We start from the raw sequence: 24903 nt of genomic DNA on the forward strand, positions 1-24903 counted from the left end.
AGTCAGTGTATGAACCGCGCCAGCCGGCCTCACCTTCTTTCTCCGATTGGAATATTCACTGCGAAACTCGACATTGCAAGGATGAATGATTTTCTAATAAATTATGAAAATACAATGTTTTACAAAGCGACCGCAGTAGATTTGCATATCTGAGAATATCTGATAGGAAAATAAAGTCCCGATGCGGAGCGTAAAAGCCGCGCGAGATATGGGGAGAGCCGGATGAACTACGGGTTTAGTGCGCGGTCCAAATCCTTGGCGGGGACGGCGATCGTTCTTTCGCTCCTGTTTGGTGCGCCCGTTTCAACGATGGCGCAGACTGACCCGGCGCAGGCGGCGAGGAGTTCGATCGACCCGGCGAGGCTCGCCGGTCTCGGTGAATTCGTCGACGGCGTGATGGCCCAGCAGATCGCGACGCGCGAGATCGCCGGCGCGGTCGTCACCGTCGTCGCGAACGGCAAGATTCTATTCTCCCGCGGCTATGGCTATGCCGATATCGAGCGCAACATCCCGGTCGATGGCGAGCGGACGCTGTTCCGTCCGGGGTCGGTCTCGAAGCTGTTCACCTGGACGGCGCTGATGCAGCAGGTCGAGCTGGGCAGGGTGAAGCTCGACGATCCGATCGACAAATATCTCGATTTCACCATCCCGGCGAACGGCCGGACCCGTCCGATTCTGATCCGGCATCTGCTCGATCACACCCCCGGCTTCGAGGACCTGGGCGGGATCACCGCGGAGTCGGTTTCGGGCCTGATCCCGCTCGACACCTTCCTCAAGAACCCGAAGAATATCCCCGCGCGCGTGCGGGAGCCAGGCGTCGAGACCTCCTATTCAAACTATGGCTCGGCGATCGCGGGCTACATCGTCCAGCGGGTCTCGGGCGAGGCATTTGCAGACTATATCGACAGGCACATCTTCGATCCGCTCGGCATGACGAGCGCGACCTTTCGCGAGCCGTTGACGGGTGAGCGCGCCGCGAACATGGCGACCGGCTACAAGCTGGTCGATGGCAAACTCGTCGCCAAGCCCTTCGAACTTTACTCGAACATCATGCCCGCGGGGTCGGCCTCGGCGAGCGGCCCGGACCTCGCCCGTTTCATGCTCGCGCATCTGGGCGACGGCCGGCTTGGCAATGTCCGGATCCTGAAACCTGAAACGATGCGGCTGATGCGCACCAGCCTGACCCGCAACGCGCCTTCGCTCCAGCCGATGGCGCATGGCTATATGGTGTTGCGCGAACAAGGGCCTCGCCTGATCGGGCATGGCGGGAATACCGCCGACTTCCATTCCTATATGGTCCTGGCGCCCGAAGCGAACTTCGCCTTCTTCGTCTCCACTACCGGTGGCCAGGGCAGCTATGGCGGCCGTACCGAACTGATGAACGCGATCATCGGTCGCGTCTTCCCGGCCGCGCCCGCACCGCGCTGGACCGGCAAGGCCGCACCCGCCGCCGGGTCCTATCGCACCAATCGGCGCACCTATAGCGAGACGCCCAACCCGGCCTACGACATCAAGGTCACGGCACAGGGGGAGCATGGCCTGGTCACCGAAGCCGGCGGCAGCAAGACCTATTGGGAGCAGATCGGCCCCGAACTCTACGAACAGGTGACGGGGGCGCGGGCGGGCGGGCCCTATGAACGGCTGCAATTCTACGGCCCTGCCGACGACCGCAAATTGTCGTTCGGCTCGCAGCCGCACGTGCTCTTCCGGCTGGTGAAGCCGTGACTGCCCGCCGGTGGCGGCAAGCCACCGGCACGTTCGAAACCTGATCGGGCCGGATGTTTCGGCCCGACGCCCGGTGTCGGCCAGGTCAGGCCGCACCGCGCGCAAGGCTCATATGGCGAGTCCGTTCGCGGCGCCACGCATAGAGGGAACCGTCGCATGATTTCTCCCCGACCCCATCGTCACATTCGCTTCCGCAGCAGCGCCTTAGCGCTCGGCGCCGCGCTCGCCTTCGCGGCCCCCGCGTTCGCGCAGGATGTGCCGGAAGAGGCTGAGTCCGCACCATCCGAAGTCGTCATCACCGGCTCGCGCATCAGCACCGCCGGTTTCGAGGCAGCGACCCCGACGACCGTGATCGGTGCCGCCGAACTGCAGCAGGCCGGCCGCACCGACATCGCCGCCTCGCTCGCCGACCTCCCGCAATTCCGCCAGACGCAAAGCGCCACGTCGACCAACACACTCACCTCTTCCGGTCAGGCGCCCGCCGATCTTCGCGGCCTGGGTGCGGCGCGCACGCTGGTTCTGGTAAACAACCGCCGCAGCGTCAGTTCGGGCGACCTCCAGACCGTCCCCTATTCGCTGGTCAAGCAGATCGACGTCGTCACCGGCGGTGCATCGGCGGCCTATGGATCGGGGGCAGTCGCCGGCGTCGTCAACATCCTGCTGGACGATAACAAGGAGGGCTTCGAGCTCGGCGCGCAGACCGGTATTTCCTCGCGCGGCGACGCCCAGAAATACCTGCTTGAAGGATCGGCCGGCATCAAGTTCGCCGATGGCCGCGGCCATTTCATGATCGGCGCCGACTATCTGAAGGACAAGGGCGTCACCCCCGGCAATGCGCGCCCGCGCATCGGTTCGGCGGGCTTCTTCCCGGATACCACCGGCAAGCTGGTCCCGACCGGCAATCTGCGCGAACTGACGCGCAGCGAGGGTGGCCTGATCCGTACCGGCGTTCTCGCTGGGCAGACCTTCAATCCCGACGGCAGCCTGCGTCCCTTCCAGTTCGGCATCGTCCGCCCCGGCTCCGCATCGACGATGATCGGGGGCGAGGGCTACAACATCGATCAATATCGTTCGCTGTCGGCACCGATCGAACGGACCAGCCTGTTCGCGCGCCTGAGCTATGACGTGACCGACAATCTGAAGGTCTGGGTCGACGGGAATTACAACCGGGTCTCCGACAGGCGCCTGTTCTTCCCCGACCTTGGCGTTACTCAGCTCACCTTCTCGACCACCAACCCCTATCTGACCGCGGCGCAGCGTTCGGCCTTTGCTGCAGCGGGCGAGACCAGCTTCACCATGGGCCGCGTGCTGACCGACATGTCGATGGTGGACTACGACTATATGCGCGTGACCAAGCAGGGCTCGATCGGCTTCGACGGCACCTTCGGCGGCGGCAAGTGGCGCTATGGCGCGTTCTTCACCCATGGCGAACAGGAACAGGATCAGAGCCTTATCGGCCTGACCAAGAAGGCCGAGTTCGCCAGGGCGATCAACGCGGTGTCGAGCGGCGGATCGATCGTCTGTGCGGTGAATGCCGATGCGGACACCGCGAACAACGACGCTGCCTGCCGGCCACTCAACCTCTTCGGCTCGGGCCGCGCCGATCCGGCGGCGATCGCCTATGCGACCGGGACGTGGAACTCGGTGACGACGACCTGGCTCGACCATGCCGGCGCCAGTATCAGCGGCGAGCCCTTCATGCTGTGGGACCTGCCGGTCTCGGTCGCCGCGGGCGTCGAATATCGCGAGGAATCCTTCCGCACGCTCTACGATGCGACCTCGCTGGCGAACAACTTCAACACGATCAACGGCGTCGATATCAGGAAGACCGGCAACAGTGTGAAGGAGGGCTTTGCCGAGGTCGATATCCCGCTGCTCGCCAACCTGCCGATCGTGCAGAAACTGAGCTTCAACGGTGCGGTCCGGGTATCGGACTACAGCACCAGCGGCGCGATCTGGTCGTGGAAGCTGGGTGGAATCTGGGAGATCATCGACGGGCTGAAGATCCGCACGACCCGCTCGCGCGACATCCGTGCGCCTTCGCTGACCGAATTGTTCAGCCAGCGCTCGACCCTGTTCACCAATATCGCGGATTCGGGCCGTCCCAACAGCCCGCTGACGAACATCACGCTGTTCACTGGCGGCAACCCCGACCTTCGCCCGGAGATCGCCGACACGTTCACGGTCGGCGGCGTGATCCGTCCTGCCTTCTTCCGAGGATTCGACCTGTCGGTCGATTACTACAACATCAAGATCGACGACGTGATCACCACGCTTACCGCCCAGCAGATCGTCAATGGCTGCTACTCGCAGAACAATCAGGGTGCGTGCAGCCAGATCGTGCGCGACGGCAGCGGCGTGATGACGTCGATCAACGCGGCCTATATCAACGTCGCGAGCTTCAAGAATACGGGCATCGATATCGAAGCCTCCTATCGCACCAAGCTGGATGGCATCGGCCTTGACGGCCAGCTGAAGGTTCGCGCGATCGCCAACTATGTCGATCAAATGGTCGTCAACAACGGTGTCGTCGCGATCGACGGTGCGGGCTATCTCGGCTCCCAGGCCGGCTACCTCGTGCCCAAATGGCGCGGATCGCTGGCCTTCAACTATGAGAGCCAGGGCATGGGCGCCGATCTGCGGACGCGCTATGTCGGAAGTGGGGGCTTTGCGCCGGCCGCGGTACTCGCCAATCAGGATGCTCGGATCGACAGCCACATCTATGTCGATCTGGGTCTGCGCGCCTATATCCGGACGAGCGACAGGAACCGCCTGACGGTCTATGGCAGCGTTCAGAACCTGTTCGACCGCCAGCCGACGCTCGGCGCAGTCAGTTCGCCCTATCTCGACATCATCGGCCGGCACTTCACCTTTGGCGTCCGCGCGAACTTCTGACAGGATCGCATCCGGGCCGGTCGACGTGGGCCGGCCCGCAAGGGTTCGAGTGCCCGCTGCCCGGTCAAGCGATGCGCTGGCAGCGTCCACCGAAGCGCAGCTGAAAGCTCAACCGGGTGTAACCTCGGGATACTCGAGGCGGATGGTATCGAGCAGACGTTCGATCGCGGCATTCTCGCGCGGCGTGCCGCTGGGAACGACCTCCCAGTTGCAGTGCGAATAGTGGCGCGGATCGCGCAACCGCACCGGGCCCAGCGCGATCCGCCAGCCGCGCTGCGAGCCACCCGCCTGCCGGACCAGCGTGGAAACGATCAGATCCTGAAGCTGGCTGATGAGCATTGCCGCTCATTGGCGTGACGGTGGCGGGCGTGCAAGCGAGGAACATGGCACCGGTGGCGGCCGAGACCGGTCGTGAAAATGGTGCCTGCGGCCGCGTGGACGGATACTGATGTTAATTAAATCAGTAAGTTATGTCATGCCCATGCTTTCCCGTCCGGGTCAATTCGGCTACTTCGGTGTTGGGCGTGGTCATTTCGCTGCGATCTAGGATCGCGTGCCCTTAGGTCTGGCGTTTCAACAATGAGATGGTGCTGAAGCCGGACATGGAGTGCGTTTCGCGCCTGCGGCGCGACCACCCTCTATTCCGTGCGCTCCATCGAGCCCCTGCGGGTCAGCTGCGAGACGCCGGCACAGGCTGCGGACTAAAAGCCGTCGTCTGAGTATCTCGACCGGAACGCGGGTTCTTCGCGTTGTAATCTCTACGGATCCAGGCTGGCTCTCTGTGGTGAGCTCGTAGTTGTCGACAGAATCGTTCACAAGCGTCCGAGCGCGACCGCGCCAGTCCATGTGCGACTGATTGACGATGTTCTCGTTATGATCGCGGCGCAACGACACTAAGTCATTGGAATCGCTGGTGACCCCTACGGGAATCGAACCCGTGTTTCAGCCGTGAAAGCCATAGAACAAAACGTGTTCGGACGTTCCTGGACGTCAATGATTACAGATAGTTAGAGATAAGTCGTCCTTGCCGATCCCGGCAAATCCGGCTAGGATAAGAGAGAAATAATCGAGTCCCGCTTGTCTTATGGCCCGTACCGCCGTCGAAGTCCGGATACAGGACCGCACCGCCCGCGCGCGGCTCTTGCCCCGCAAGCGCCCCTATTGGCGCCAGCTCTCGCAAGGCCAGTTTCTCGGCTATTATCGCGGCAAATTGAAAGGCGCCTGGATCGCCCGCTATCACTGCGCCGACACGCAAGCCTATGTCACCGGCACGCTTGGCGAAGCCGACGACCTGCGCGACGCCAATGGCCGCGACATCCTCAGCTACAAACAGGCCTTCGACGCGGCGCTGCACTGGATCGAGATCGAGACCAACGGACCCGCTTCCAGCGCGAGCGATCCCGCCATGACCGTCGGCGACGCGACCCGCACCTATGTCGCCATGCGCGACGCTCGCCGCTCGAGCCAGGCCGGCCGCACCCTCAATTCCGACGCGCATTACAAGCTCAACCGCTTCGTGCTCGAGGATGAGAAGCTCTCCTCGGTCACCCTTGCCTGCCTCAGCGAAAGCGACCTGCGCGCCTGGCAGCTGCGCCTTGCCCGCAAGAAACCCGCGAGCATCCAGCGCGTCGTCAACGATCTGAAAGCCGCGCTCAATGCCGCGTTCGTCGAGCACCGCAAGGCACTGCCCGCCGACCTGCCCACCACGATCAAATACGGGCTCAAGATCGATGCGCCCGAAGTGCTGATCACCGTCGCGCGCGACAACCAGATCCTCAGCGACGACGAAGTCCGCCGCATCGTCGCCGCGGCGCTTCGCCTCGAGGAGGATTTCGGGCGGCTGGTCGCGCTGCTGGCCGCCACCGGCGCGCGCTTCTCGCAGCTTGCCCGCATGACCGTCGGCGACGTCCAGGCCGAACAAGCGCGGCTGATGATCCCGCAGTCGTTCAAGGGCAGAAAGCGCCAGCTCCAATATATCCGTGTCCAGGTCGGGCAGGACATCCTCGCCGCACTCCGGCCGGTGACCGAGGGCAGGACGCTCTCGGCGCCGCTGCTCGAGCATTGGCGCCACAGGCAGACCGGCCCGATGGAATGGGTGCGCGTCGATCGCGGCCCCTGGAGCGCGCCGTCCGAGATGACCCGGATGTGGAAGCGCACCGTCACAGCGGCCGGACTACCCGCCGCGACCATCCCCTATGGCCTGCGTCACTCCTCGATCGTGCGCGGCCTGCGCGCCGGGCTGCCGATCCGGCTGGTCGCCGCTCTCCACGACACCTCGGTCGCGATGATCGAGCGGCATTATTCGCGCTGGATCACCGAGGGGCTCGACGAACTGGTCGCGCGAGCGGTGGTGCCGCTGATGCCGATCGCGGCATGAGACAGGCATAGGACGGCCAGCCGCCAGACGCGTCATACCGCATCGCCATGCTCGCACGGCACCGGCATGCCAACGAAGATGGAAGCCGGCAGGCACGCGCTCGACCAAAGCGCGCCGATCGATCCCACCGACGCCGATCGATCTCGCGGCCCATCTCCATGCCGCACCGTAAGCGCTAGCCGACCGGCTTGCCGGCCCCGCACGAAAGATCGAGCGCCTTATCCCCCAGGCGGCCACAACCCTGGCCGAGTGCGATCGCCGAGAGGTCGGTGGCCGGATCGATCACCCGGTCGGCCTGCTTGCGCTCGGAATAGCGGTCAACGAGCTGGTCGGCCTGCGGCCGGAGCAGCACCGTGAAGCGGACCAACTCCTCCATCACGTCGACGATCCGGTCGTAATAGCTCGACGGCTTCATCCGGCCCGCCTCGTCGAACTCCTTGTACGCCATCGCCACGCTCGACTGGTTGGGGATGGTGAACATCCGCATCCAGCGGCCGAGCAGGCGCAGCGTGTTGACAGCATTGAACGACTGCGAGCCGCCCGATACCTGCATGACGGCGAGGGTGCGGCCCTGGGTTGGGCGCATGCCGCCCATGTTCAGCGGCAAATGATCGACCTGCGCCTTCATGATGCCCGAGACCTGCCCATGGCGTTCGGGACTGCACCAGACCTGCCCTTCGGACCACATCGACAGTTCGCGCAGCTCATGGACAGCGGGATGGTCGTCACCCTGGACCTGATCGGGCAGCGGCAGATCGGAGGGGTCGAAGATCCGCGTCTCAGCGCCGAACAGCTGGAGCAGGCGCGCGGCTTCCTCGACTGCGAAGCGCGAGAAGGAGCGCTCGCGCAGCGATCCGTAGAGCAACAGGATGCGCGGCGGCGACTGGTCGGCACCGAGACCCAGTGCCGGCCGGGCGATCACATAGGATGGATCGAGGGCGGGGAAACGATCGGCATCACAGAGTACGCGAACCCGGCTCATTGCATGTCCTTCACGAGATACGAAGCGCTCGCTGGGCAGAGCGAGGCGAGTTGTTCAGTGGCGGCGATGCCGGGCGGCGCCTCGGCTCGGTCGGCATCGGCAAAGCCGAGCCGCCGGAAGAAGGGGGCGGCCGAGTCGGTGAGCAAATGGAGGCGCGTCACCTCCCCAGGCAGGATCGTCTCGAGCTCGCGGACGAGCGTTGTACCGTGCCCTGCGCCGCGGCGGCTGGGCAGCACCACCAGCGAGCGCAGTAGCCGGTCGGCGCTGTCGCCTTCCAGCCCGACATAGCCGATCGGGCCTGCCGCGTCGGACAGGCCGAAGAACAGGCGGCCGGGCTGCTCGAGGTCGATTGTGGGAAGCTCAGCCTCTTCGAGCGCCCTGCGCAAAATGTCGTAGCCGCCGCGCGGTACCGCGAAGAACACCAGGTCGGTCATGCCGCGGCGCCCGCCTCATACCACCCGCGCGTGCGCTTCACGATGCCGACGACCGAAAGCATGACCGGCACTTCGACGAGCACCCCAACCACGGTCGCGAGCGCCGCGCCCGAGTTGAGTCCGAACAGCGAAATCGCCGCAGCCACCGCCAGCTCGAAGAAGTTGGAGGCGCCGATCAATGCCGCTGGCGCAGCGACGCACCAGGCGACTCCGAGCTTCTTGCTCAGCCAATAGGCGAGCCCGGCATTGAAATAGACCTGGATGATGATCGGTACCGCGAGCAGCACGATCACCAGCGGCCTCGACAGGATCTGCTCGCCCTGAAAGCCGAACAGCAGCACCAGCGTCGCGAGCAGGGCCGAGAGCGAGATGGGCCCCAGCGCCCTGAGCAGCTTGTCGAGCGCAGGCTGGCCGCCGCTTGTCAGCAAGGCCCGGCGCAGCAACTGCGCCGCGATCACCGGCAGGACGATGTAGAGTACGACCGAGAGCAACAATGTGTCCCAGGGTACCGTGATCGAGGCGACGCCGAGCAGCAGTCCGACCAGCGGCGCGAAGGCGAACACCATGATGAGATCGTTGAGCGCGACCTGGCTCAGCGTATAATTGGGCTCGCCGTCGCACAGATTCGACCAGACAAACACCATTGCGGTGCACGGCGCGGCGGCGAGCAGGATCAGGCCTGCGATATAGTCGGACGGGCTACCCGGCAGCAGCGGCGCGAACAGCCAGCCGATGAAGACAGCGCCGAGCAGTGCCATGGAGAAGGGTTTGACCGCCCAGTTGATGAACAGGGTGACGCCGACGCCCTTCCAATGCTGTTTCACCGAACCCAACGCACCGAAGTCGATCTTGAGCAGCATCGGTACGATCATCAGCCAGATCAGCACTGCGACGACGAGGTTGACCCGTGCGACCTCGGCCGCCGCGATCCGCGCGAACACACCCGGCACCCATGCGCCGAGCGCGATTCCTGCAACGATGCAGAGCGCAACCCAAAGTGTCAGCCAGCGCTCGAAGAAGCCGATGCCGGCGCGCGCCGGTGCTGCGGCCGGCGCGTCCGCCACAATGCCGCTACTCATGCCGGGATCCGATTGCCGGCTTCGTCGACGACCCGCTCACCATCTTCCTTGGCGAAGGCGCCCTGCTGCGGCGCCGGCAGAATGTCGAGCACTGCCTCGGAGGGGCGGCACAGCCGGACCCCGAGCGGGCTCACCACGAGCGGGCGGTTGATCAGGATCGGATGCGCCATCATCGCATCGACAAGGATTTCGTCCGACAGCGCCCCGTCACCCAGGCCCAGCTCGGCATAGGGCGTGCCTTTCTCGCGCAGCAGCGCGCGCGGCGTCAGCCCGGCCCGATCGATCAACTGCTCGAGCAAGGCGCGCGCGGGCGGGGTCTTCAGATATTTGATCACATGCGGCTCGATGCCGGCATTGCGGATCATCGCCAGCGTGTTGCGCGACGTCCCGCATTCGGGATTGTGATAGATGATGATGTCAGTCGCCATGTCTACTCGCCTTGGTTGCGCCTTCGCCGCGCCCGATCGCGCGGAGTTTTCCGGTTAGCGCCATGCGGTCATGGCTTTCGTGCGGCAGCGCGAGGAACAGCGAGATGCGGTTGGAAAGATAATAGAGTGCCTGCCTGAACGCGTCGCGCTGGCCATCGCCCTCGACAAGCGCCGGATCGTCGATTCCCCAATGCGCGGTGATCGGATGCCCCGGCCAGACCGGGCAGATTTCACCTGCGGCATTGTCGCAGACGGTGAAGATGAAATCGATCTCGGGCGCGCCGGGCCCGGCGAATTCGTCCCAGCTCTTCGAGCGTAATCCCTCGACCGGATAATCGATCGATTGCAGCAATTCGAGAGCGGCAGGATGAACCTCGCCCTTGGGATGGCTGCCGGCCGAAAAGCCCCGGAAGCGTCCAGCCCCGAGCTTATTCAGGGCGCTTTCGGCTAAAACCGAGCGCGCCGAATTGCCGGTGCACAGGAACAGGACATTGTAGATGCGCCCGCTCATGCTTGACCTTCGGGAATGCAGCGGCTGCTGATCGCAACGCTGGCGAGTGGCGCGCAAATCTCAGGCGAACCATCGCAACAGTCCTGCATCAGGAACTCGAGCAGCTCGGTCATGTTGGCGTAGCGCGCGGTGTAGATGATCGAACGGCCATCGCGCCTGCTCTCGATCAGGTCCGCGTGCGACAGGATGTTGAGATTGGACGAAAGCGTGTTCGGCGGCACGTCGAGCCGCCGCGCGATCTCGCCAGCGGCGAGCCCTTCGGGACCTGCCTGAACGAGCATGCGAAAGACAGCGAGGCGCGCCTCATGGGCGAGCGCGGACAGGGCGGCGACGGCATTTTTCAGTTCCATGTTTCGCCTGTAGCGGAAATGTCGAATCCGACAAATCTCCGTCGCGCCGTTCGCCGCCACCACCATGCGATCAGTCCCGGCTCTGGATTTGAAATTGACCCCACGTGCCTGCCGGGAAGGTTTGCTGGCAGGTCTTGGGTTCGGGACCGGGCAGGGAGCACCGATACAACGCGCTTTTGAGGCGGATCGTCATCGGTCTGTCAGGCGCTGCCCGATAGGTGCAGGTGCCGCTAGCGGGCCGGTTCAGATGCAGCCTGTCGGTGCCCGGCCGTGCTTCCTTGATCACAGCCTTGCCCCTGCTGTCCTGAAACGCACAACGCACCGCCCAATCGCCTTTGCCGTTGATACGTACTTGCAGCACTTCCTCGGGTGGTTCCCATTGTGCAGGCGCTGCGACGAGCAGCAGGAATGCGGTCGACGCGATCAACCCTGTCATCCAATCCTCCCGTGCGTGAAGAAGCTTTACGCGAATCGATTCTGTAGTTCCACTATTGTGGAAATATGGAATTTGCAATTGCCGAAATGGCGTCGGGATCGAAGGGCCTAAGCGCTCCCCGACCGGTCGAGGATCGGACAATCCGGGCGGCCGTCGTCATACCGATTGTCGCTGCCTCGGAGATCGACTAGGATCTGATCGCGTGAAACGCTTGCTCGCCTTGCTACTCCTCGCGGGAGCCCTGACCGGCATGTTCGGTGCGCAGGCGGCGTTCGCCTACGGTTTGGGGCTGGCAAAACCGGCCGCGGTCGAACAGCCAATGGCGATGGCCGACCATGCCATGGCTGGCATGGACTGCGCCGAGATGATGACACCGGCCCAGCCGCAGCCCCCCGAAAAGGGACCGCAGCCGTGCAAGGGGCTGACGCTCGCCTGTATCGCACAGATGGGCTGCACCATCCCCGTCCTGCTTGGCGACGGCCCGGCGCCTGCCACCCTCTCGCCGGCCATGCCGATCCCGTTCCTGCCGACCTATATCGCGCCGCTTGCCGGGCGGTCCTACGGCCCCGAACCCGAGCCGCCCACAGTCCTGATCTGACTTCGAGACCCGCGTCGCGTCGCGCCTGAATGGATCGTTTCGATCCTTCGCGCACCGCGCCGTGCCACTCCGAAATTCAGTTCAAGGACAACACCGATGACTCGATTTGCCTGTCTCGCTGCGACACTCGCCGCGGCCACGATCCTGCCCGCCGCCGCCCAGGCCGCGAACCCGCCTGCCGCCTCCGGTCATTACGAATGGCGCCCCCAGCCCCAGTTCGGGCCGCGCGCGCCGATTGCGCCGCCGCGCCGTGTCTGGGTGGCCGACGCCACACCGGCGGCATCGTGCGACTGCGCGATGATGGCGACGCACGCGACCGGCTGCATGGCGCCCTCGCGCGGCGAGCCTAGCTGAGTCCGATGCCGGCGGGGCGGCAGCGCCCCGCCGGCATCGCAGGCTTCCATGTCAGGAGATCGCCATGCGCACCTTCTTGCTGGCGTCGCTGCTCGCGACGCTTCCCACCGCGGCCGTCGCTGACCCGCTGACCTTTGACGACGCGCTGGCCGTCGCGGCCGCGCAGGCGCCGTCGCTCAAGGCGCGGTCGTTCGACGTCGAGGCGCGGCGTTCCTCCGCGACCGCCGCCGGCCAACTGCCCGATCCCCGCCTCGGCGCCGGGCTCGACAATGTTCCGATCTCGGGGCCGCCCGCCTTTCGCTTTGGTCGTGACGAGATGACGATGGCACGGCTCGGTATCAGCCAGGACGTACCGAACCTCGCCAAGCGCCATGCGCGCAGCGGCAAGGCCGATGCGGATATCGGCGTCGCCGAAGCCGATGCCGGGGCCGAGTTGCGCCGGGTGCGGGTGGCGACCGCGCTTGCCTGGATCGACCTTGCCTATGCGCAACGGCGGCTCGGTGCGCTCGACCAAGCGCTCGCCGAGCTCGCGCAATATGTGGCGCCGGCAGCGTCGAGCGTCGCGTCGGGCTCGGCGCGCCCGGCCCAGACCCTCGAAATTCGCCAGGCGATCGCCGCGCTCGAGGACCGGCGCAGCGAGGTCGCCGCCGAAGTGGCGCGCGCGCGCGCGATCCTGTCGCGCTGGACCGGCGACCCCAGCCCTGAGATCGAGGGCGCGATCCCGAATTTCGCGATCGAGCCGGAGGCGCTGCGCGCCACGATCGACCGGCATCCCGATCTCGCAGCCGTGATCGCGCGCGTGCGTGCCGCCGAGGCCGATGTCTCGCTGGCACGCGCCGAGAAGCGTCCCGATTGGGGGTTCGAGCTTGCCTATCAGAAGCGCGGCAGTGGCTATGGCGACATGGTCTCGTTGGGCGCGACCATGAGCCTTCCGCTGTTTACCCGGAAGCGTCAGGATCCCAGGATCGACGCCGCGGTCGCCAGCGAAGGGGCCGTCCTGGCGCAGCGTGAGGATGTCCGGCGCGCCCTGCGCGCCGAGCTCGAAGCGGGCCTTGCCGACCATGTCATGCACCATGGGCAATGGATGCGCGCGAAGGACACGCTGCTCCCGCTTGCCCGCCAGCGGGCCGATCTCGAGACGGTGAGCTATTCCGCCGGCCGTGCGACCCTGCTCGACCTGATCCAGGCCCAGACAATGTTCGCCGGTGCCGCGCTCCAGATGCTCGACCGCGAAGCCACCGTCGCGCGCGACGCCGCGCGGCTGGTGCTGACCTATGGGGGTGACCAATGACCATCCAGCTTTCACACCGCGCCCGGCTCGGGCTTGCCGGTGCCGTTCTTGCGCTTGCCGCGGGCGCCGCCGGCTACGGCATCGCCCAGTTCGGCCGGACCGATGCGCCGCCGCAACAGGCCGGCCAGGACGGCCGCAAGATCCTCTACTGGTACGACCCGATGGTGCCGAGCCAGCATTTCGACAAGCCGGGCAAGTCGCCGTTCATGGATATGCAGCTCGTGCCCAAATACGCCGATGAGGGCGCGCAGGGCGCGCCTGGCATGGCCATCGATCCGGCGCGGGTGCAAAGCCTGGGGCTTCGTGTCGCCACCGCCGAACGCGGCGCATTGGCGAGCGGCCTCACCGCCACCGGCACGATCGATTTCAACCAGCGCGACGTGGCGATCGTCCAGGCGCGCGCCGCCGGATTTGTGCAACGCGTCTATGCCCGGGCGCCGGGCGATGTGATCGGCGCGGGGGCGCCGCTTGCCGACCTGCTCATTCCCGAATGGGCGGGCGCCCAGGCCGAGTATCTTGCGGTGCGCCGAACCGGCAATCCGGCGCTGGCACAGGCGGCGCGCCAGCGGCTCGCGCTGCTCGGCATGCCGCCCGGCACGATCGCCGCGGTCGAGCGCGGCGGCCGGCCGCACAATGTGATCACGATCGCGACACCGGCCGGCGGCACGATCAAGACGCTCGGCGTGCGCCAGGGCATGACCGTTACCGCCGGACAAACCCTTGCCGAAGTCAATGGACTCGCAACGGTGTGGCTCAACGCCGCGGTTCCCGAAGCGCTGGCGGGGCAGCTCCGCCCCGGCCAAAGCGCGACGGCGACGCTCTCCGCCTGGCCGGGCGAGCGGTTCACCGGCCGCGTCGCCGCGATCCTGCCTGACATCCAGGCCGAGAGCCGCACGCTGACGGTACGGATCGAGTTGCCCAATCGCGGCGGACGCTTGCGCCCGGGTATGTTCGCGAGCGTGGACTTTGGAGGCGCGAGCCGCTCCGCGCTGCTCGTGCCATCCGAAGCGGTGATCCGTACCGGCAAGCGCACGCTCGTCATGCTGGCACTTGCGGGGGGCCGCTATCAGCCGGCCGAGGTCCAGGCCGGCAGCGAAGCTGGCGGCAAGACCGAGATCCTCGCGGGTCTCTCCGACGGCGAGAAGATTGTCGCATCGGGCCAGTTCCTGCTCGATTCCGAAGCGAGCCTGTCGAGCGTGCCCGCGCGGCCGATCGGGGGTTCCGCTCGGCCACCCGCCGCGCAGCCCGCGCTGTATGAAGCGGTCGGCAGGATCGGAAAGATCGACGCCAGCGGCGTGACGCTCGATCATGGCCCTGTACCGGCGCTCAGATGGCCGGCGATGACGATGACGTTCCGGCTCGGCTCGCCCGCGCTCGCGCGCGGGTTCAAGGTCGGCGACCGGGTGCGGTTCGGCTTCGACCAGCCGCCCGAAGGGCCGACATTGCGCCGCATGACGCGCGAGGCAGGGCAATGATCGCGCGCATCATCCTATGGTCGGTCGCGAACAAGCTGTTCGTCGTGCTGGGTGCGCTGGCACTGGTCGCCGCCGGACTCTGGGCGGTGCGGGTGACGCCGATCGACGCACTGCCCGACCTGTCCGACACCCAGGTGATCATCCGCACCAGCTATCCGGGCCAGGCGCCGCAGATCGTCGAGAACCAGGTCACCTATCCGCTGGCAACCACGATGCTGTCGGTACCGGGTGCAAAGACCGTGCGCGGCTACAGCTTCTTCGGCGACAGCTTCGTCTACGTGATCTTCGCCGACGGCACCGATCTCTATTGGGCGCGCAGCCGTGTCCTTGAATATCTCAACCAGGTGCAGGGCCGGATGCCCGAGGCGGCGAAGAGCGCGATCGGGCCGGATGCGACGGGGGTCGGCTGGGTCTATGAATATGCGCTGGTCGACCGCACCGGCGGCCATGACCTGTCGCAGCTACGATCCCTGCAGGACTGGTTCCTGCGCTATGAGCTGAAGAGCCTGCCCGGCGTCGCCGAGGTCGCGAGCATCGGCGGCATGGTCAGGCAGTACCAGGTCGTGCTCGATCCGGTGAAGCTCGCCGGCTACGGCGTCACCCACAGCCAGGCCGTCGAAGCGATCCAGCGCGCCAATCAGGAGGCCGGCGGCGCCGTCGTCGAGCTGGCCGAGGCCGAATATATGGTCCGCGCCTCGGGCTATCTGAAGTCGCTGGACGATTTCCGCGCGATCCCGCTCAGGACCGCCGCGGGCGGGGTCCCGGTGACGCTGGGCGAAGTCGCTACTATCCAGGTCGGTCCCGAAATGCGGCGCGGCATCGCCGAGCTCGATGGCGATGGCGAGGTGGCGGGCGGCGTCGTCATCCTGCGCTCGGGCGCCGATGCGCGCGCCACCATCGCAGCCGTGCAAACCAAGCTCGAGGAACTGAAGAAGAGCCTGCCTGCCGGGGTGGCGATCGTCCCGACCTATGATCGTTCGCAGCTGATCGACGCGTCGATCGACAACCTCACCCACAAGCTCATCGAGGAGTTCATCGTCGTCGCGCTCGTTTGCGCGCTGTTCCTCTGGCACGTCCGCTCGGCGCTGGTCGCGATCGTGACCCTGCCGCTCGGCATCCTCGCGGCCTTCGTCGTGATGCGCTTCCAGGGCGTCAACGCCAATATCATGTCGCTGGGCGGCATCGCGATCGCGATCGGCGCCATGGTCGACGCGGCGATCGTGATGATCGAGAACGCGCACAAGGCGCTGGAGCGCTGGGAGCATGATCATCCCGGCGAGCGGCTGGAAGGCACCGAGCGCTGGCGGGTGATCACCCAGGCCGCGATCGAGGTCGGGCCGGCACTGTTCTTCAGCCTGCTCATCATCACGCTGTCGTTCGTGCCCGTGTTTACGCTTCAGGCGCAGGAAGGGCGGCTGTTCGCGCCGCTCGCCTTCACCAAGACCTATACCATGGCGGCGGCAGCGATCCTGTCGGTGACGCTGGTCCCCGTGCTGATGGGCTGGCTGATCCGCGGCCGCATCCCGTCCGAGCAGGCCAATCCGATCAACCGTGCGCTCACCGCCGCGTACCGCCCCGCGATCGACTGGACGCTCCGGCGGCCGAAGACGGTGCTGGTGATCGCGCTGCTCGTGTTCGCGACCACCGCCTGGCCGGTGTCGCGGCTCGGCGGCGAGTTCCTGCCCGCGATGAACGAGGGCGACCTGCTCTACATGCCCTCGGCACTGCCCGGGCTGTCGGCGGCCAAGGCGTCCGAGCTGCTCCAGCAGACCGACCGGATGATCAAGACCGTCCCCGAGGTGCAGAGCGTGTTCGGCAAGGCCGGGCGTGCCGAGAGCGCGACCGACCCGGCACCGCTCGAGATGTTCGAGACGACGATCCGCTTCAAGCCTCGCGACCAGTGGCGGCCGGGCATGACGCCGGAGAAGCTGGTCGAGGAGCTCGACCGCGCGGTGAAGGTGCCGGGACTCGCCAATATCTGGGTGCCCCCGATCCGCAACCGCATCGACATGCTCGCGACCGGCATCAAGAGCCCGATCGGCGTCAAGGTATCGGGAAGCGACCTTGCCGAGATCGACCGCATCGCGCGCGACGTCGAGGGCGTGGCCAAGGCCGTCCCCGGCGTCGGCTCGGCACTCGCCGAACGACTGACCGGCGGGCGTTACGTCGATATCGACATCGATCGCGCCGCAGCGGCCCGATACGGGCTCAACATCGCCGACGTGCAGGCGATCGTCGCCGGCGCGATCGGCGGCGAGACGATCGGCCAGACGGTCGAGGGGCTGGCACGCTATCCGATCAGCGTGCGCTATCCGCGCGAGCTGCGCGACAGCCCCGAGGCTTTGCGGGCGCTACCGGTGCTGACCCCTTCGGGCCAGCAGATCACGCTCGGCACCGTCGCCAAGGTCGCGATCGCCGACGGGCCGCCGATGCTCAAGACCGAGAATGGGCGGCCCTCGACCTGGGTCTATGTCGATGTGCGCGGGCGCGACCTCGCTTCGGTGGTGTCCGACCTGCAAGCGGCGGTGGCGCGGCAGGTCAAGCTCTCGCCGGGCGTGTCGATCGCCTATTCGGGACAGTTCGAATATCTGCAGCGCGCGCTCGACCGGCTGATGCTGGTGGTGCCTGCCACGCTGGCGATCATCTTCCTGCTGCTGTTCCTGATCTTCCGGCGCGTCGGCGAAGCGGCGCTGATCATGGGCACCTTGCCGTTCGCGATGACGGGAGGCTTCTGGCTGCTCTACCTGCTCGGCTATCACCAGTCGGTCGCAACCGGGGTCGGGTTCATCGCCCTGGCCGGGGTCGCCGCCGAGTTCGGCGTGGTGATGCTCATCTATCTCAAGCATGCGCTCGAGGCGCGCGGGCCCGAACCCGCCGCCGACGAGGTCCAGCACGCGGTTCGCGAAGGCGCGCTGCTGCGCGTCCGGCCCAAGGCGATGACGGTCGCGGTGATCATCGCCGGCCTGTTGCCGATCCTGGTCGGCTCGGGCGCGGGCTCCGAGGTCATGAGCCGGATCGCCGCGCCGATGATCGGCGGCATGCTCACGGCGCCGCTCCTGTCGATGTTCGTGATCCCCGCCGCCTACCTCCTGATGCGCCGGCCCGGCGCGACGCCCGCTTCAACCCGCAACCTGCAAGGAGACGACCAATGAACCCACTCTACCTGACCCCGGCACTCGGCCTCGCCATGCTGCTCGCCGCCTGCGGCGAGAAGCCCGCGAGCGATACGGCGGCACCCGCCAACACCGCGACGGCCGACGCGCCCGGCGGCACGGACGCTATGTCGGGCAATATGGCGATGCCCGCCGAGGCGAAGTCGAGCAAGGGCGTCGGCACCGTGACCGCGCTCGACAAGGCGGCCGGCGAGATCACGCTCGATCACGGCCCGATTCCAGAGCTCGGCTGGCCGGCGATGACGATGGCGTTCACCGCAAAGCCCGAACTGCTGGGCGGCGTCGCTGTCGGGGACAAAATTGCCTTCGACCTGACCGTTCGCGGCAATGCCGGTGAGGTGACCGCGATCGCAAAGCAATAGCCGGCACGGTTCCAAACCCTGTTCCCGGGCCGCCGCTAAGGCGGTGGCCCGCCCCGGCCTCGTCCGGCTAGCGGCAGCAGGCGGCGTCCGGTCCCGCGAGTTGGATCGGGGGACAGGGCTCGGTGCCATAGGAACAGAAGACGCAGCAATCGCCGGCCTTTGGCCGCAGCACCGCCCCGCACCCGCTGCAGTCATAGAAATACTGGCAGGCGCTCGTCGGCATTGTCTCGGTCTTTGCCACCCCGCACAGCGGACAGGTGAGCGTCGATTGGGGAATGAACGAGCCCTCAGACATAGGAATAGCCGAGCCAGAGGAGGATCGCGCCGAGCAGCAGGCCGATGAGGAGGACCACCCGCACGCCAGGCGGCGTACAGGCACCATCGGGGCCGCAGGCCCTCGCGATGCGCTGCTGCCGCCAGAGCAGGACCGCGCCGCCGATCAGGAAAAGCGCGCTCACGCACAGCAGCAGCGTCCGATACGGGCTGGCAGCCATGGCGATACCGCCGAGCCAACCGGCGCCGAGGCCAGCGGTGGCGAGCAACATCGGCAGCGCGCAGCACGACGCGACGCCAAAGGCTGCCGCGATGCCGCCGGCCGTAAAAATGGCGGCGCCGCGCGCGCCCGAAGGCGGACGGGAATCAGGCGGTCCGGACACGATGGGCGACTCCTTGCGATCAACGGAATCGCACCCTACCGTCTGTAGCCGCTACAGACTCAACCCCCAATTTCGAGCAGCAGATGACGACATCGGAGACCATCGCAATCGGGGAGCTGTCGCGGCGCACCCGCTGCAATATCGAGACGATCCGCTATTATGAGCGTATCGGGCTCCTGCCCAAGGCCGCGCGACGCGGCCGCTATCGCAGTTTCGGCACGGCCGATGTCGCGCGGCTCAATTTCGTCCGGCGCGCCCGCGAACTGGGCTTCACGCTGGACGAGATCCGCGCGCTGCTCGGCATAGCCACCGCCGACACTGTCTCCTGTGACGATGCCCGCGAGATCGCGGCCTCGCACCTCAAGCAGGTTCGCGCGCGAATCGTGGATTTGAAGCGCATGGAGCGGGTGCTCGCCGACACCGTTCGGGCCTGCAGCGCCGGCGATCAGGTCGGGTGCCCGCTGATCAGTACATTGTCCGCGCGCCATTGAGCGGATCCAGGGCTTTGAGCCCAAGCCTGGCCAGCCGTTGGCGATCCGATCGCCGAATTTGGAAATAGCCCTTGACCCTCGACCTGCTAGAGGGTGCAGATCGCGAACGATTCTTAACAAGGGACTCGTCGATGCGCCCCGGCCACCTTGCTGCTCCCACCCCTGCCGATGCGCGCCGACCCTTGTTGCTGTGGTTGGTGTTGGCGCTGACCATGCTGACGCTGCCGCTCGCGGCGCGGGCCAGCGATGCCGAGGTGCAGACGACCTGGCGGCTGCTCGACTATATCGCCGTCGACTATTCGGGCGCGGTCTCTGGCGGCAAGGTCATCAGCGCCGCCGAATATGCCGAGATGACCGAATTCGCGGGCCAGGTCGAAACGCGTATCCAGACGCTGGCACCCGGCTCGGCCAGGACCGATCTGCTCCGTCGATCGGCCGCCCTGCGCAGCGCAATCGCCGCCAGGGAATCGCCGCAAGCGGTGGCCGGGCAATCGCGGGCGCTCGCCGCCGCGTTGCTCGCGGCCTATCCGGTTCCGCTGGCGCCCAGTTCTCCGCCCGAGCTCACGCGCGCTGCCGCGCTGTATGCGCAGAATTGCGCATCCTGCCATGGCGCGAACGGCGACGGCCATGGACGCGACGCAGCCGGGCTCGATCCCCCGCCGATCGCGTTCACCGACAAGGCGCGTGCCGATCAGCGCAGCCTGTTCGGCCTCTATCAGGTGATCAGCCAGGGCCTCGACGGCACGGCGATGCAGAGCTTCGCGGCGCTGCCCGAGGCCGATCGCTGGGCGCTGGCCTTCCATGCCGGCCAAATCGCCTATCCCGAAGCGGCGGCGCGCGAGGGCGAGCGGTTGTGGCGCGAGGACGCGGCGATCCGCGCCCGATATCCCAATCTGGCGGCGCTGGTCGGCGTCACCCCGGCCGCTTTGGCGGCCGACATCGGTTCGCAAAAAGCGACCGCGCTCACTGCCTATCTGCGCCGCCATCCCGACGCGGTGACCGTGCGCGTCGATGGTTCGCTCGCGCTGACGCGCGAACGGCTCGCCCAGAGCCTGGCTGCCTATCGCGCCGGCGACCGCAAGGCCGCGGCGGATCTCGCGCTGTCCGCCTATCTCGACGGCTTCGAGCCGGTCGAGCCGGTGCTCGCTGCACGGGATGCGGCGCTGATGGCGCGGATCGAAGGTGCGATGGGCGCGCTTCGCGCGGCGATCGGACAAGGGCGTCCGGTCAGCGAAGTCGAAGTGGCGAACCGTTCGCTGGCAAATCTGTTCAGCGAGGCCGAAGCCGCGCTGGCGCCCGAGCGGGCGAGCGGCGCATCGAGCTTCCTCGGCGCGTTCGGCGTGCTGCTGCGCGAGGGACTCGAAGCGCTGCTGATCGTCATCGCGATGATCGCGTTCCTCAGAAAGACCGAGCGCACCGAAGTGCTCGGCTTCGTCCATGGCGGCTGGATCGCCGCGCTCGCCGCCGGGATCGCCACCTGGTTCGTCGCGACCTATTTCATCAGCGTGAGCGGCGCATCGCGCGAGCTCACCGAAGGGTTCGGGTCGCTGTTCGCGGCGATCATCCTGCTCAGCGTCGGCATCTGGATGCACGGCAAGAGCAATGCCGAGGCGTGGCAGCGCTATGTGAAGGCCAAAGTGACCGCGGCGCTGTCGCGCCAGTCGGGCTGGTTCCTGTTCCTGCTTTCCTTCCTCGTCGTCTATCGCGAGGTGTTCGAGACGATCCTGTTCTACGCCGCGCTCTGGGCGGAGGGGAATGGTATGGCGATGCTGGCCGGCGCTGCCACCGCTGCCGGCCTGCTCGCCGTGATCGCCTGGGTCATGCTCCGGTTCAGCGCCCGGCTTCCGATCACCCAATTCTTCTCGTGGAGCGCGATCCTGATCGCGATCCTCGCGGTCGTGCTCGCCGGCAAGGGCGTCGCCGGGCTGCAGGAGGCCGGGATCCTCGGCGTGATGCCCCTCGCCAACGTGCCGCGCATCGAGATTCTCGGGCTGTTTCCGACGACCCAGACCGTGCTTGCGCAGATCGCGGCGATCGGCGTGCTGGTTGCCGGCTTCTGGTACAGTGGGCGCAGCGCGGCCGCCGCCCGCGTGCCGGGCTCAACTGCCGAATAGCCGGCCGGCGAGCACCGCAAGACAAAGCGCAAAGGCGGGCACGGCCTGTTTCCGGATCGCCTTCTGCTCTGCCTTGATGACCATCCGCTGCTCCTCGTCAGCCGGGCCGATCCGCGATGATCAACGCAATCGTGCCGGTTATCGTGTGGATGCGGGCCGCCTCCCGGACATTGTCGAACCCCGCAGCCCGGACGAGCTCGGGGAGCACGCCATCGGCATTGGGTTGGGTGTCGGTCACGCCATCGAGCCGCTGGATGGTGAGGCGGAATAACAGCCGCATCAATCCCTGCTGCCGCCCGTAATCGGCGATCACGAGCCTGCCGCCGGGCCGAAGCGCCGCATGCATCGCGGCGAGACCCGCCCGTTTCTCGGCCATCGGGACCTGATGGAACATCAGGCTCGACGTCACCGCATCGGCGGCGCGCGAACCGATATCGCGGGCAAATCCGCGCTCCCACTGGATGTCCGCGCCCGCCGCCTGTCCCTTGGCGCGCGCGATCGCCAAGGCCTCCTCATCGGGGTCGATGCCGATGACCCGTATGCCAGGGGCGGCCGCTTTCAGCATCACGGCAAAGCTGCCGGTGCCGCACCCGACATCGATGACGGTCTCGCCCGGACGTGCCGCGAGCAACCCGATCATCGCATAGCGCCAGCGCATTTCGCGGGTCCAGCGCCGGATCGCACGGTCGTAATCGGCGGTGTCGCCGGTCCCGAGCGGCGGGGTGTAGCTGCCGTCAGTCATGCCTGCGCCCTCGTCGCATGCTCCGCCAGCTCGCGGCGGGCGTCGCGGATGATGTCATAGGCCGAATGGAGGAACAGCAACGCGATCACGCCGGCGACGAGGAGATCGGGCCAGGCCTGTCCCGTCCAGCCGACCAGCACCGCCGCGCCGATCACGGCGATATTGGCCAGCGCATCGTTGCGCGAGAACAGCCAGATGGCGCGCGCTTGCGCGTCCCCCTGGTTGCGGAACCGCGCGAGGACCAGCGCGGCCGCAATGTTGACGAGGAGCGCGACGATCCCGATCCCGCCCATCAATCCGGCTTCGGGCGGGATGGCATTGAACGCGCGCCACCCGGCAAAGCCGATCACGCCGAGCCCGAGACTTGCGAGGAAGAGGCCCTGCACCAGTGCAACCCGGCTGCGCGCGACCGCCGCCCAGCCCAGCGCGATCAGCCCGAAGAGCGTGATCGATCCGTCGCCGATGAAATCGAGCGAATCCGCCTTCAGCGCCTGCGAGCCGGCGATGAAGCCGCCCGCCAGCTCAAGCACGCCGAAGCCGACATTGAGGATCACCACGATCCATAGCGCCCGCCGATAGGCAGGGTCCGTGCCCGCACGTTCGGTATCGGCCTCACATCCACAGTCGCTCATCATCACCTCCGCGAGTCGCGAGCAGGTTTTGCACCCTATAGTCACTATAGGGTCAATGGCTTGTTTCGGGTCCCAATGCTTCGATGATCCGGCAGTCGGAAATCGCGCCTTGGCGGCATTGGCCGATCAGCTCGTCGAGCTCGCGGCGCAGTGCGCGGAGATCTGCAATTTTCTGATCGATCTGCGCGAGATGCGCACGCGCGACGGTGTCGACGGCACCGCAAGAGCGATCCCGATCGTCGGAAAGGGCGAGGAGCTCGCGCACCTGATCGAGCGTGAAGCCCAGGTCGCGCGCGCGGCGGATAAAGGAGAGCCGGGCGAGATGGTCGCCGCCATAATCGCGGTAATTGCCCGCAGTGCGCCCGGGCTCGGGAAGCAATCCGATCTTCTCGTAGAAACGAATGGTTTCGACCTTGGTCGAGGTGATGCGTGCCAGTTCGCCGATCTGCATGGGAAAACCGCTTGACCCTCTAGTTGCTACAGTCCGCATATAGAATGCGGAGCCGATTCGTTCGATAGGGTTGAAATGGTCTGCACGAGCTGCGCCTGCGACGACAAGAAGGCAGCGGTCGATCCGCACTGGCGGCGCGCCTTGTGGATTGCGCTGGCGGTGAACGCTGCCATGTTCCTCGTCGAGATGGTTGCCGGTATCGCCGGCGGATCGAAATCCCTTCAGGCCGACGCCCTCGATTTCCTGGGCGACAGCGCCAACTATGCCATCAGTCTCGGCGTGGCTGGCATGGCGCTGGCATGGCGTGCCCGTGCCGCGCTTCTGAAGGGTGCCACGCTCGTCCTGCTGGGCCTGTATGTTCTCGTAGCCACGCTTTGGGCAGTCTGGCATGGTACGCTTCCGGAGGCCGAGATGATGGGCGCGGTGGGTATTGCGGCGCTCGTGGCCAATGGTGCGGTAGCGCTGATGCTGTTTCGCTACCGCACGGGGGATGCGAACATGCGCTCGGTATGGATCTGCTCGCGCAACGACGCGATCGGTAATGTCGCGGTGGTGCTTGCCGCGGCAGGCGTGTTCGGAACGGGTACCGCGTGGCCCGATCTCATTGTCGCGGGGGTGATGGCTGGACTCGGCCTCATTGGGGGTGCGCAGATCATCCGGCATGCGATGCGCGAGCTGTCGGGTCCGGCAGCGTCGCCGGTCATATTTGCCGGAAAGCCGGGGGCCGCAGGATGATAGATCTCCAAAACCCGATCGCTGCGATCATGGCCGGGGCAGGCGATGCGCGGCCGATGCCCGTGGGTTGACCGCGCATGCCGGGCCCGGCCGATACTCAATGCGGATGCGCCTAAGCGATGTGGCGTCGGTTGTTATCATCCGGGCCGAAAAGCTGCCGCTGCGTTGGCGGCTGCCGATCGGGCCCCAGCGGGTATCGGCAATCGCCTTGGGCTGGCCATCGCCGAATGAGGCAATGAGGTGCAGATGCCCGGACACCGGCATCGTCCGTCCGAGTGGGCGCCGGACCTTGCCAGTGACGATGACCGCATCGCGCGCGGCATAGGCTTTTACCCAATAGATATCGAAGCGCTGGGGTGGTGGCGCCTCGATGATCGGGGTCAGCAAGCGTCCGTTCATGCAGCCGACAAGCAAGGGGGCGAGCAAGAGGGCGGCGGCGAAGGTGCGGGCTCGCATGGGTTTGTCCTCATCAACATGTAGCGGTGACGGGAGAGCCGACGCGGGAGGAGGAGCCTCAGGTGCCGACCCCGTCGCGGTGCAGCGATCACCGGTACTCGAGCAGACCGGTGAGGCCCACGGCCGTTGGTCCCGGATGCAACAGCGAGCGCACTT

Annotated in this window: 26 protein-coding genes; 12 read left to right on the forward strand and 14 right to left on the reverse strand. The window is 66.4% G+C overall.

Translation table 11 applies throughout. The features are described from left to right. The first annotated feature begins 309 nt into the window (after nt 1–309). Together BDW16_RS14840 and BDW16_RS14845 are read left to right on the forward strand one after the other, a co-directional pair. Nucleotides 310–1725: a serine hydrolase domain-containing protein gene (locus tag BDW16_RS14840; protein ID WP_157926353.1), complete on the forward strand. Its 1416-nt coding sequence runs from the start codon at nt 310–312 to the stop codon at nt 1723–1725. 156 nt (nt 1726–1881) lie between these two features. Next, the gene (locus tag BDW16_RS14845) at nt 1882–4620 is read left to right on the forward strand and encodes a TonB-dependent receptor plug domain-containing protein (protein WP_066573143.1); all 2739 of its coding nucleotides are present in this window, start codon (nt 1882–1884) and stop codon (nt 4618–4620) included. A gap of 108 nt (nt 4621–4728) precedes the next feature. Here BDW16_RS14845 and BDW16_RS14850 read toward each other — a convergent pair whose 3' ends face one another. Further along, complete coding sequence (locus BDW16_RS14850; protein WP_066573145.1) at nt 4729–4959, reverse strand: hypothetical protein; 231 nt, start codon at nt 4957–4959, stop codon at nt 4729–4731. Nucleotides 4960–5704: 745 nt separating this feature from the next. Between BDW16_RS14850 and BDW16_RS14855 the strand changes: the two genes are divergently transcribed. Continuing rightward, a complete protein-coding gene (locus tag BDW16_RS14855; RefSeq protein WP_066573147.1) occupies nt 5705–6997 on the forward strand; it encodes a tyrosine-type recombinase/integrase in 1293 nt (430 codons plus the stop codon). Nucleotides 6998–7172: 175 nt separating this feature from the next. Here BDW16_RS14855 and arsH read toward each other — a convergent pair whose 3' ends face one another. From arsH to BDW16_RS14890, 7 genes are read right to left on the reverse strand one after another with little or no spacing between them, the layout of a single operon-like run. Next, nucleotides 7173–7979 (reverse strand): arsenical resistance protein ArsH, encoded by an 807-nt coding sequence (arsH, locus tag BDW16_RS14860; RefSeq protein ID WP_082737996.1) that lies wholly within the window; start codon nt 7977–7979, stop codon nt 7173–7175. Further along, nucleotides 7976–8413 carry a GNAT family N-acetyltransferase gene (locus tag BDW16_RS14865; RefSeq protein ID WP_066573149.1) on the reverse strand — a complete coding sequence of 146 codons (438 nt, stop codon included), beginning with the start codon at nt 8411–8413 and terminating at the stop codon, nt 7976–7978. Before BDW16_RS14865 ends, arsH begins: the two co-directional genes overlap by 4 nt. Continuing rightward, complete coding sequence (gene arsB, locus BDW16_RS14870) at nt 8410–9492, reverse strand: ACR3 family arsenite efflux transporter (RefSeq protein ID WP_066573151.1); 1083 nt, start codon at nt 9490–9492, stop codon at nt 8410–8412. Before arsB ends, BDW16_RS14865 begins: the two co-directional genes overlap by 4 nt. Beyond that, complete coding sequence (arsC, locus tag BDW16_RS14875; protein ID WP_066573153.1) at nt 9489–9920, reverse strand: arsenate reductase (glutaredoxin); 432 nt, start codon at nt 9918–9920, stop codon at nt 9489–9491. Before arsC ends, arsB begins: the two co-directional genes overlap by 4 nt. Next, complete coding sequence (locus tag BDW16_RS14880) at nt 9910–10431, reverse strand: arsenate reductase ArsC (RefSeq protein WP_066573155.1); 522 nt, start codon at nt 10429–10431, stop codon at nt 9910–9912. The genes arsC and BDW16_RS14880 overlap by 11 nt, the downstream gene beginning before the upstream one ends. Then, nucleotides 10428–10847 (reverse strand): ArsR/SmtB family transcription factor, encoded by a 420-nt coding sequence (locus BDW16_RS14885; RefSeq protein WP_422125008.1) that lies wholly within the window; start codon nt 10845–10847, stop codon nt 10428–10430. Before BDW16_RS14885 ends, BDW16_RS14880 begins: the two co-directional genes overlap by 4 nt. Nucleotides 10848–10851: 4 nt before the next feature. Continuing rightward, nucleotides 10852–11217, reverse strand: a complete 366-nt coding sequence (locus BDW16_RS14890; protein ID WP_066573158.1) for a hypothetical protein — start codon at nt 11215–11217, stop codon at nt 10852–10854. A gap of 202 nt (nt 11218–11419) precedes the next feature. Between BDW16_RS14890 and BDW16_RS14895 the strand changes: the two genes are divergently transcribed. The 6 genes from BDW16_RS14895 to BDW16_RS14920 all read left to right on the forward strand — a co-directional run bounded on the left by BDW16_RS14895 (nt 11420) and on the right by BDW16_RS14920 (nt 18470). Beyond that, the gene (locus tag BDW16_RS14895; protein WP_075152906.1) at nt 11420–11815 is read left to right on the forward strand and encodes a hypothetical protein; all 396 of its coding nucleotides are present in this window, start codon (nt 11420–11422) and stop codon (nt 11813–11815) included. A 96-nt stretch (nt 11816–11911) separates the two neighbouring features. After that, nucleotides 11912–12169, forward strand: coding sequence for a hypothetical protein (locus tag BDW16_RS21120; RefSeq protein ID WP_075152905.1), 258 nt, complete (start codon nt 11912–11914; stop codon nt 12167–12169). 64 nt (nt 12170–12233) lie between these two features. Further along, a complete protein-coding gene (locus BDW16_RS14905; RefSeq protein WP_066573163.1) occupies nt 12234–13460 on the forward strand; it encodes a TolC family protein in 1227 nt (408 codons plus the stop codon). Then, a complete protein-coding gene (locus tag BDW16_RS14910; protein WP_066573165.1) occupies nt 13457–14935 on the forward strand; it encodes an efflux RND transporter periplasmic adaptor subunit in 1479 nt (492 codons plus the stop codon). The genes BDW16_RS14905 and BDW16_RS14910 overlap by 4 nt, the downstream gene beginning before the upstream one ends. Beyond that, entirely contained in the window at nt 14932–18087 is a 3156-nt protein-coding gene (locus BDW16_RS14915) for an efflux RND transporter permease subunit (protein ID WP_066573166.1), read from the forward strand. Before BDW16_RS14910 ends, BDW16_RS14915 begins: the two co-directional genes overlap by 4 nt. Continuing rightward, nucleotides 18084–18470, forward strand: a complete 387-nt coding sequence (locus tag BDW16_RS14920) for a copper-binding protein (RefSeq protein ID WP_066573168.1) — start codon at nt 18084–18086, stop codon at nt 18468–18470. Before BDW16_RS14915 ends, BDW16_RS14920 begins: the two co-directional genes overlap by 4 nt. A 67-nt stretch (nt 18471–18537) precedes the next feature. Here BDW16_RS14920 and BDW16_RS21815 read toward each other — a convergent pair whose 3' ends face one another. Further along, complete coding sequence (locus BDW16_RS21815; protein ID WP_428842856.1) at nt 18538–18852, reverse strand: GDCCVxC domain-containing (seleno)protein; 315 nt, start codon at nt 18850–18852, stop codon at nt 18538–18540. Further along, nucleotides 18758–19126 carry a mercuric transporter MerT family protein gene (locus BDW16_RS14930; protein ID WP_066573170.1) on the reverse strand — a complete coding sequence of 123 codons (369 nt, stop codon included), beginning with the start codon at nt 19124–19126 and terminating at the stop codon, nt 18758–18760. The genes BDW16_RS21815 and BDW16_RS14930 overlap by 95 nt, the downstream gene beginning before the upstream one ends. A gap of 83 nt (nt 19127–19209) precedes the next feature. Here BDW16_RS14930 and BDW16_RS14935 point away from each other — a divergent pair, with 83 nt between their 5' ends. Together BDW16_RS14935 and BDW16_RS14940 are read left to right on the forward strand one after the other, a co-directional pair. Then, nucleotides 19210–19617, forward strand: coding sequence for a MerR family transcriptional regulator (locus BDW16_RS14935; protein ID WP_066573173.1), 408 nt, complete (start codon nt 19210–19212; stop codon nt 19615–19617). A gap of 212 nt (nt 19618–19829) precedes the next feature. Further along, nucleotides 19830–21731, forward strand: a complete 1902-nt coding sequence (locus tag BDW16_RS14940; protein ID WP_237241389.1) for an FTR1 family protein — start codon at nt 19830–19832, stop codon at nt 21729–21731. 97 nt (nt 21732–21828) lie between these two features. Here BDW16_RS14940 and BDW16_RS14945 read toward each other — a convergent pair whose 3' ends face one another. The 3 genes from BDW16_RS14945 to BDW16_RS14955 are packed head-to-tail and all read right to left on the reverse strand — an operon-like array spanning nt 21829 to nt 23556. Then, complete coding sequence (locus BDW16_RS14945) at nt 21829–22473, reverse strand: class I SAM-dependent methyltransferase (RefSeq protein ID WP_066573177.1); 645 nt, start codon at nt 22471–22473, stop codon at nt 21829–21831. Beyond that, nucleotides 22470–23105, reverse strand: coding sequence for a cation efflux transmembrane domain-containing protein (locus tag BDW16_RS14950; protein WP_082738000.1), 636 nt, complete (start codon nt 23103–23105; stop codon nt 22470–22472). Before BDW16_RS14950 ends, BDW16_RS14945 begins: the two co-directional genes overlap by 4 nt. A gap of 52 nt (nt 23106–23157) precedes the next feature. Then, nucleotides 23158–23556, reverse strand: a complete 399-nt coding sequence (locus BDW16_RS14955) for a MerR family transcriptional regulator (RefSeq protein WP_066573181.1) — start codon at nt 23554–23556, stop codon at nt 23158–23160. Between the two features lie 75 nt (nt 23557–23631). On the opposite strand from BDW16_RS14955, the gene BDW16_RS14960 reads away from it, so the two are divergent. Continuing rightward, entirely contained in the window at nt 23632–24291 is a 660-nt protein-coding gene (locus BDW16_RS14960; RefSeq protein ID WP_066573185.1) for a cation efflux transmembrane domain-containing protein, read from the forward strand. A 27-nt stretch (nt 24292–24318) separates the two neighbouring features. On the opposite strand, the gene BDW16_RS14965 is transcribed toward BDW16_RS14960, so the two are convergent. After that, the gene (locus tag BDW16_RS14965) at nt 24319–24747 is read right to left on the reverse strand and encodes a hypothetical protein (protein WP_066573188.1); all 429 of its coding nucleotides are present in this window, start codon (nt 24745–24747) and stop codon (nt 24319–24321) included. Nucleotides 24748–24903: the final 156 nt, after the last annotated feature.

Source organism: Sphingomonas koreensis, from assembly GCF_002797435.1.
GTDB lineage: Bacteria > Pseudomonadota > Alphaproteobacteria > Sphingomonadales > Sphingomonadaceae > Sphingomonas > Sphingomonas koreensis.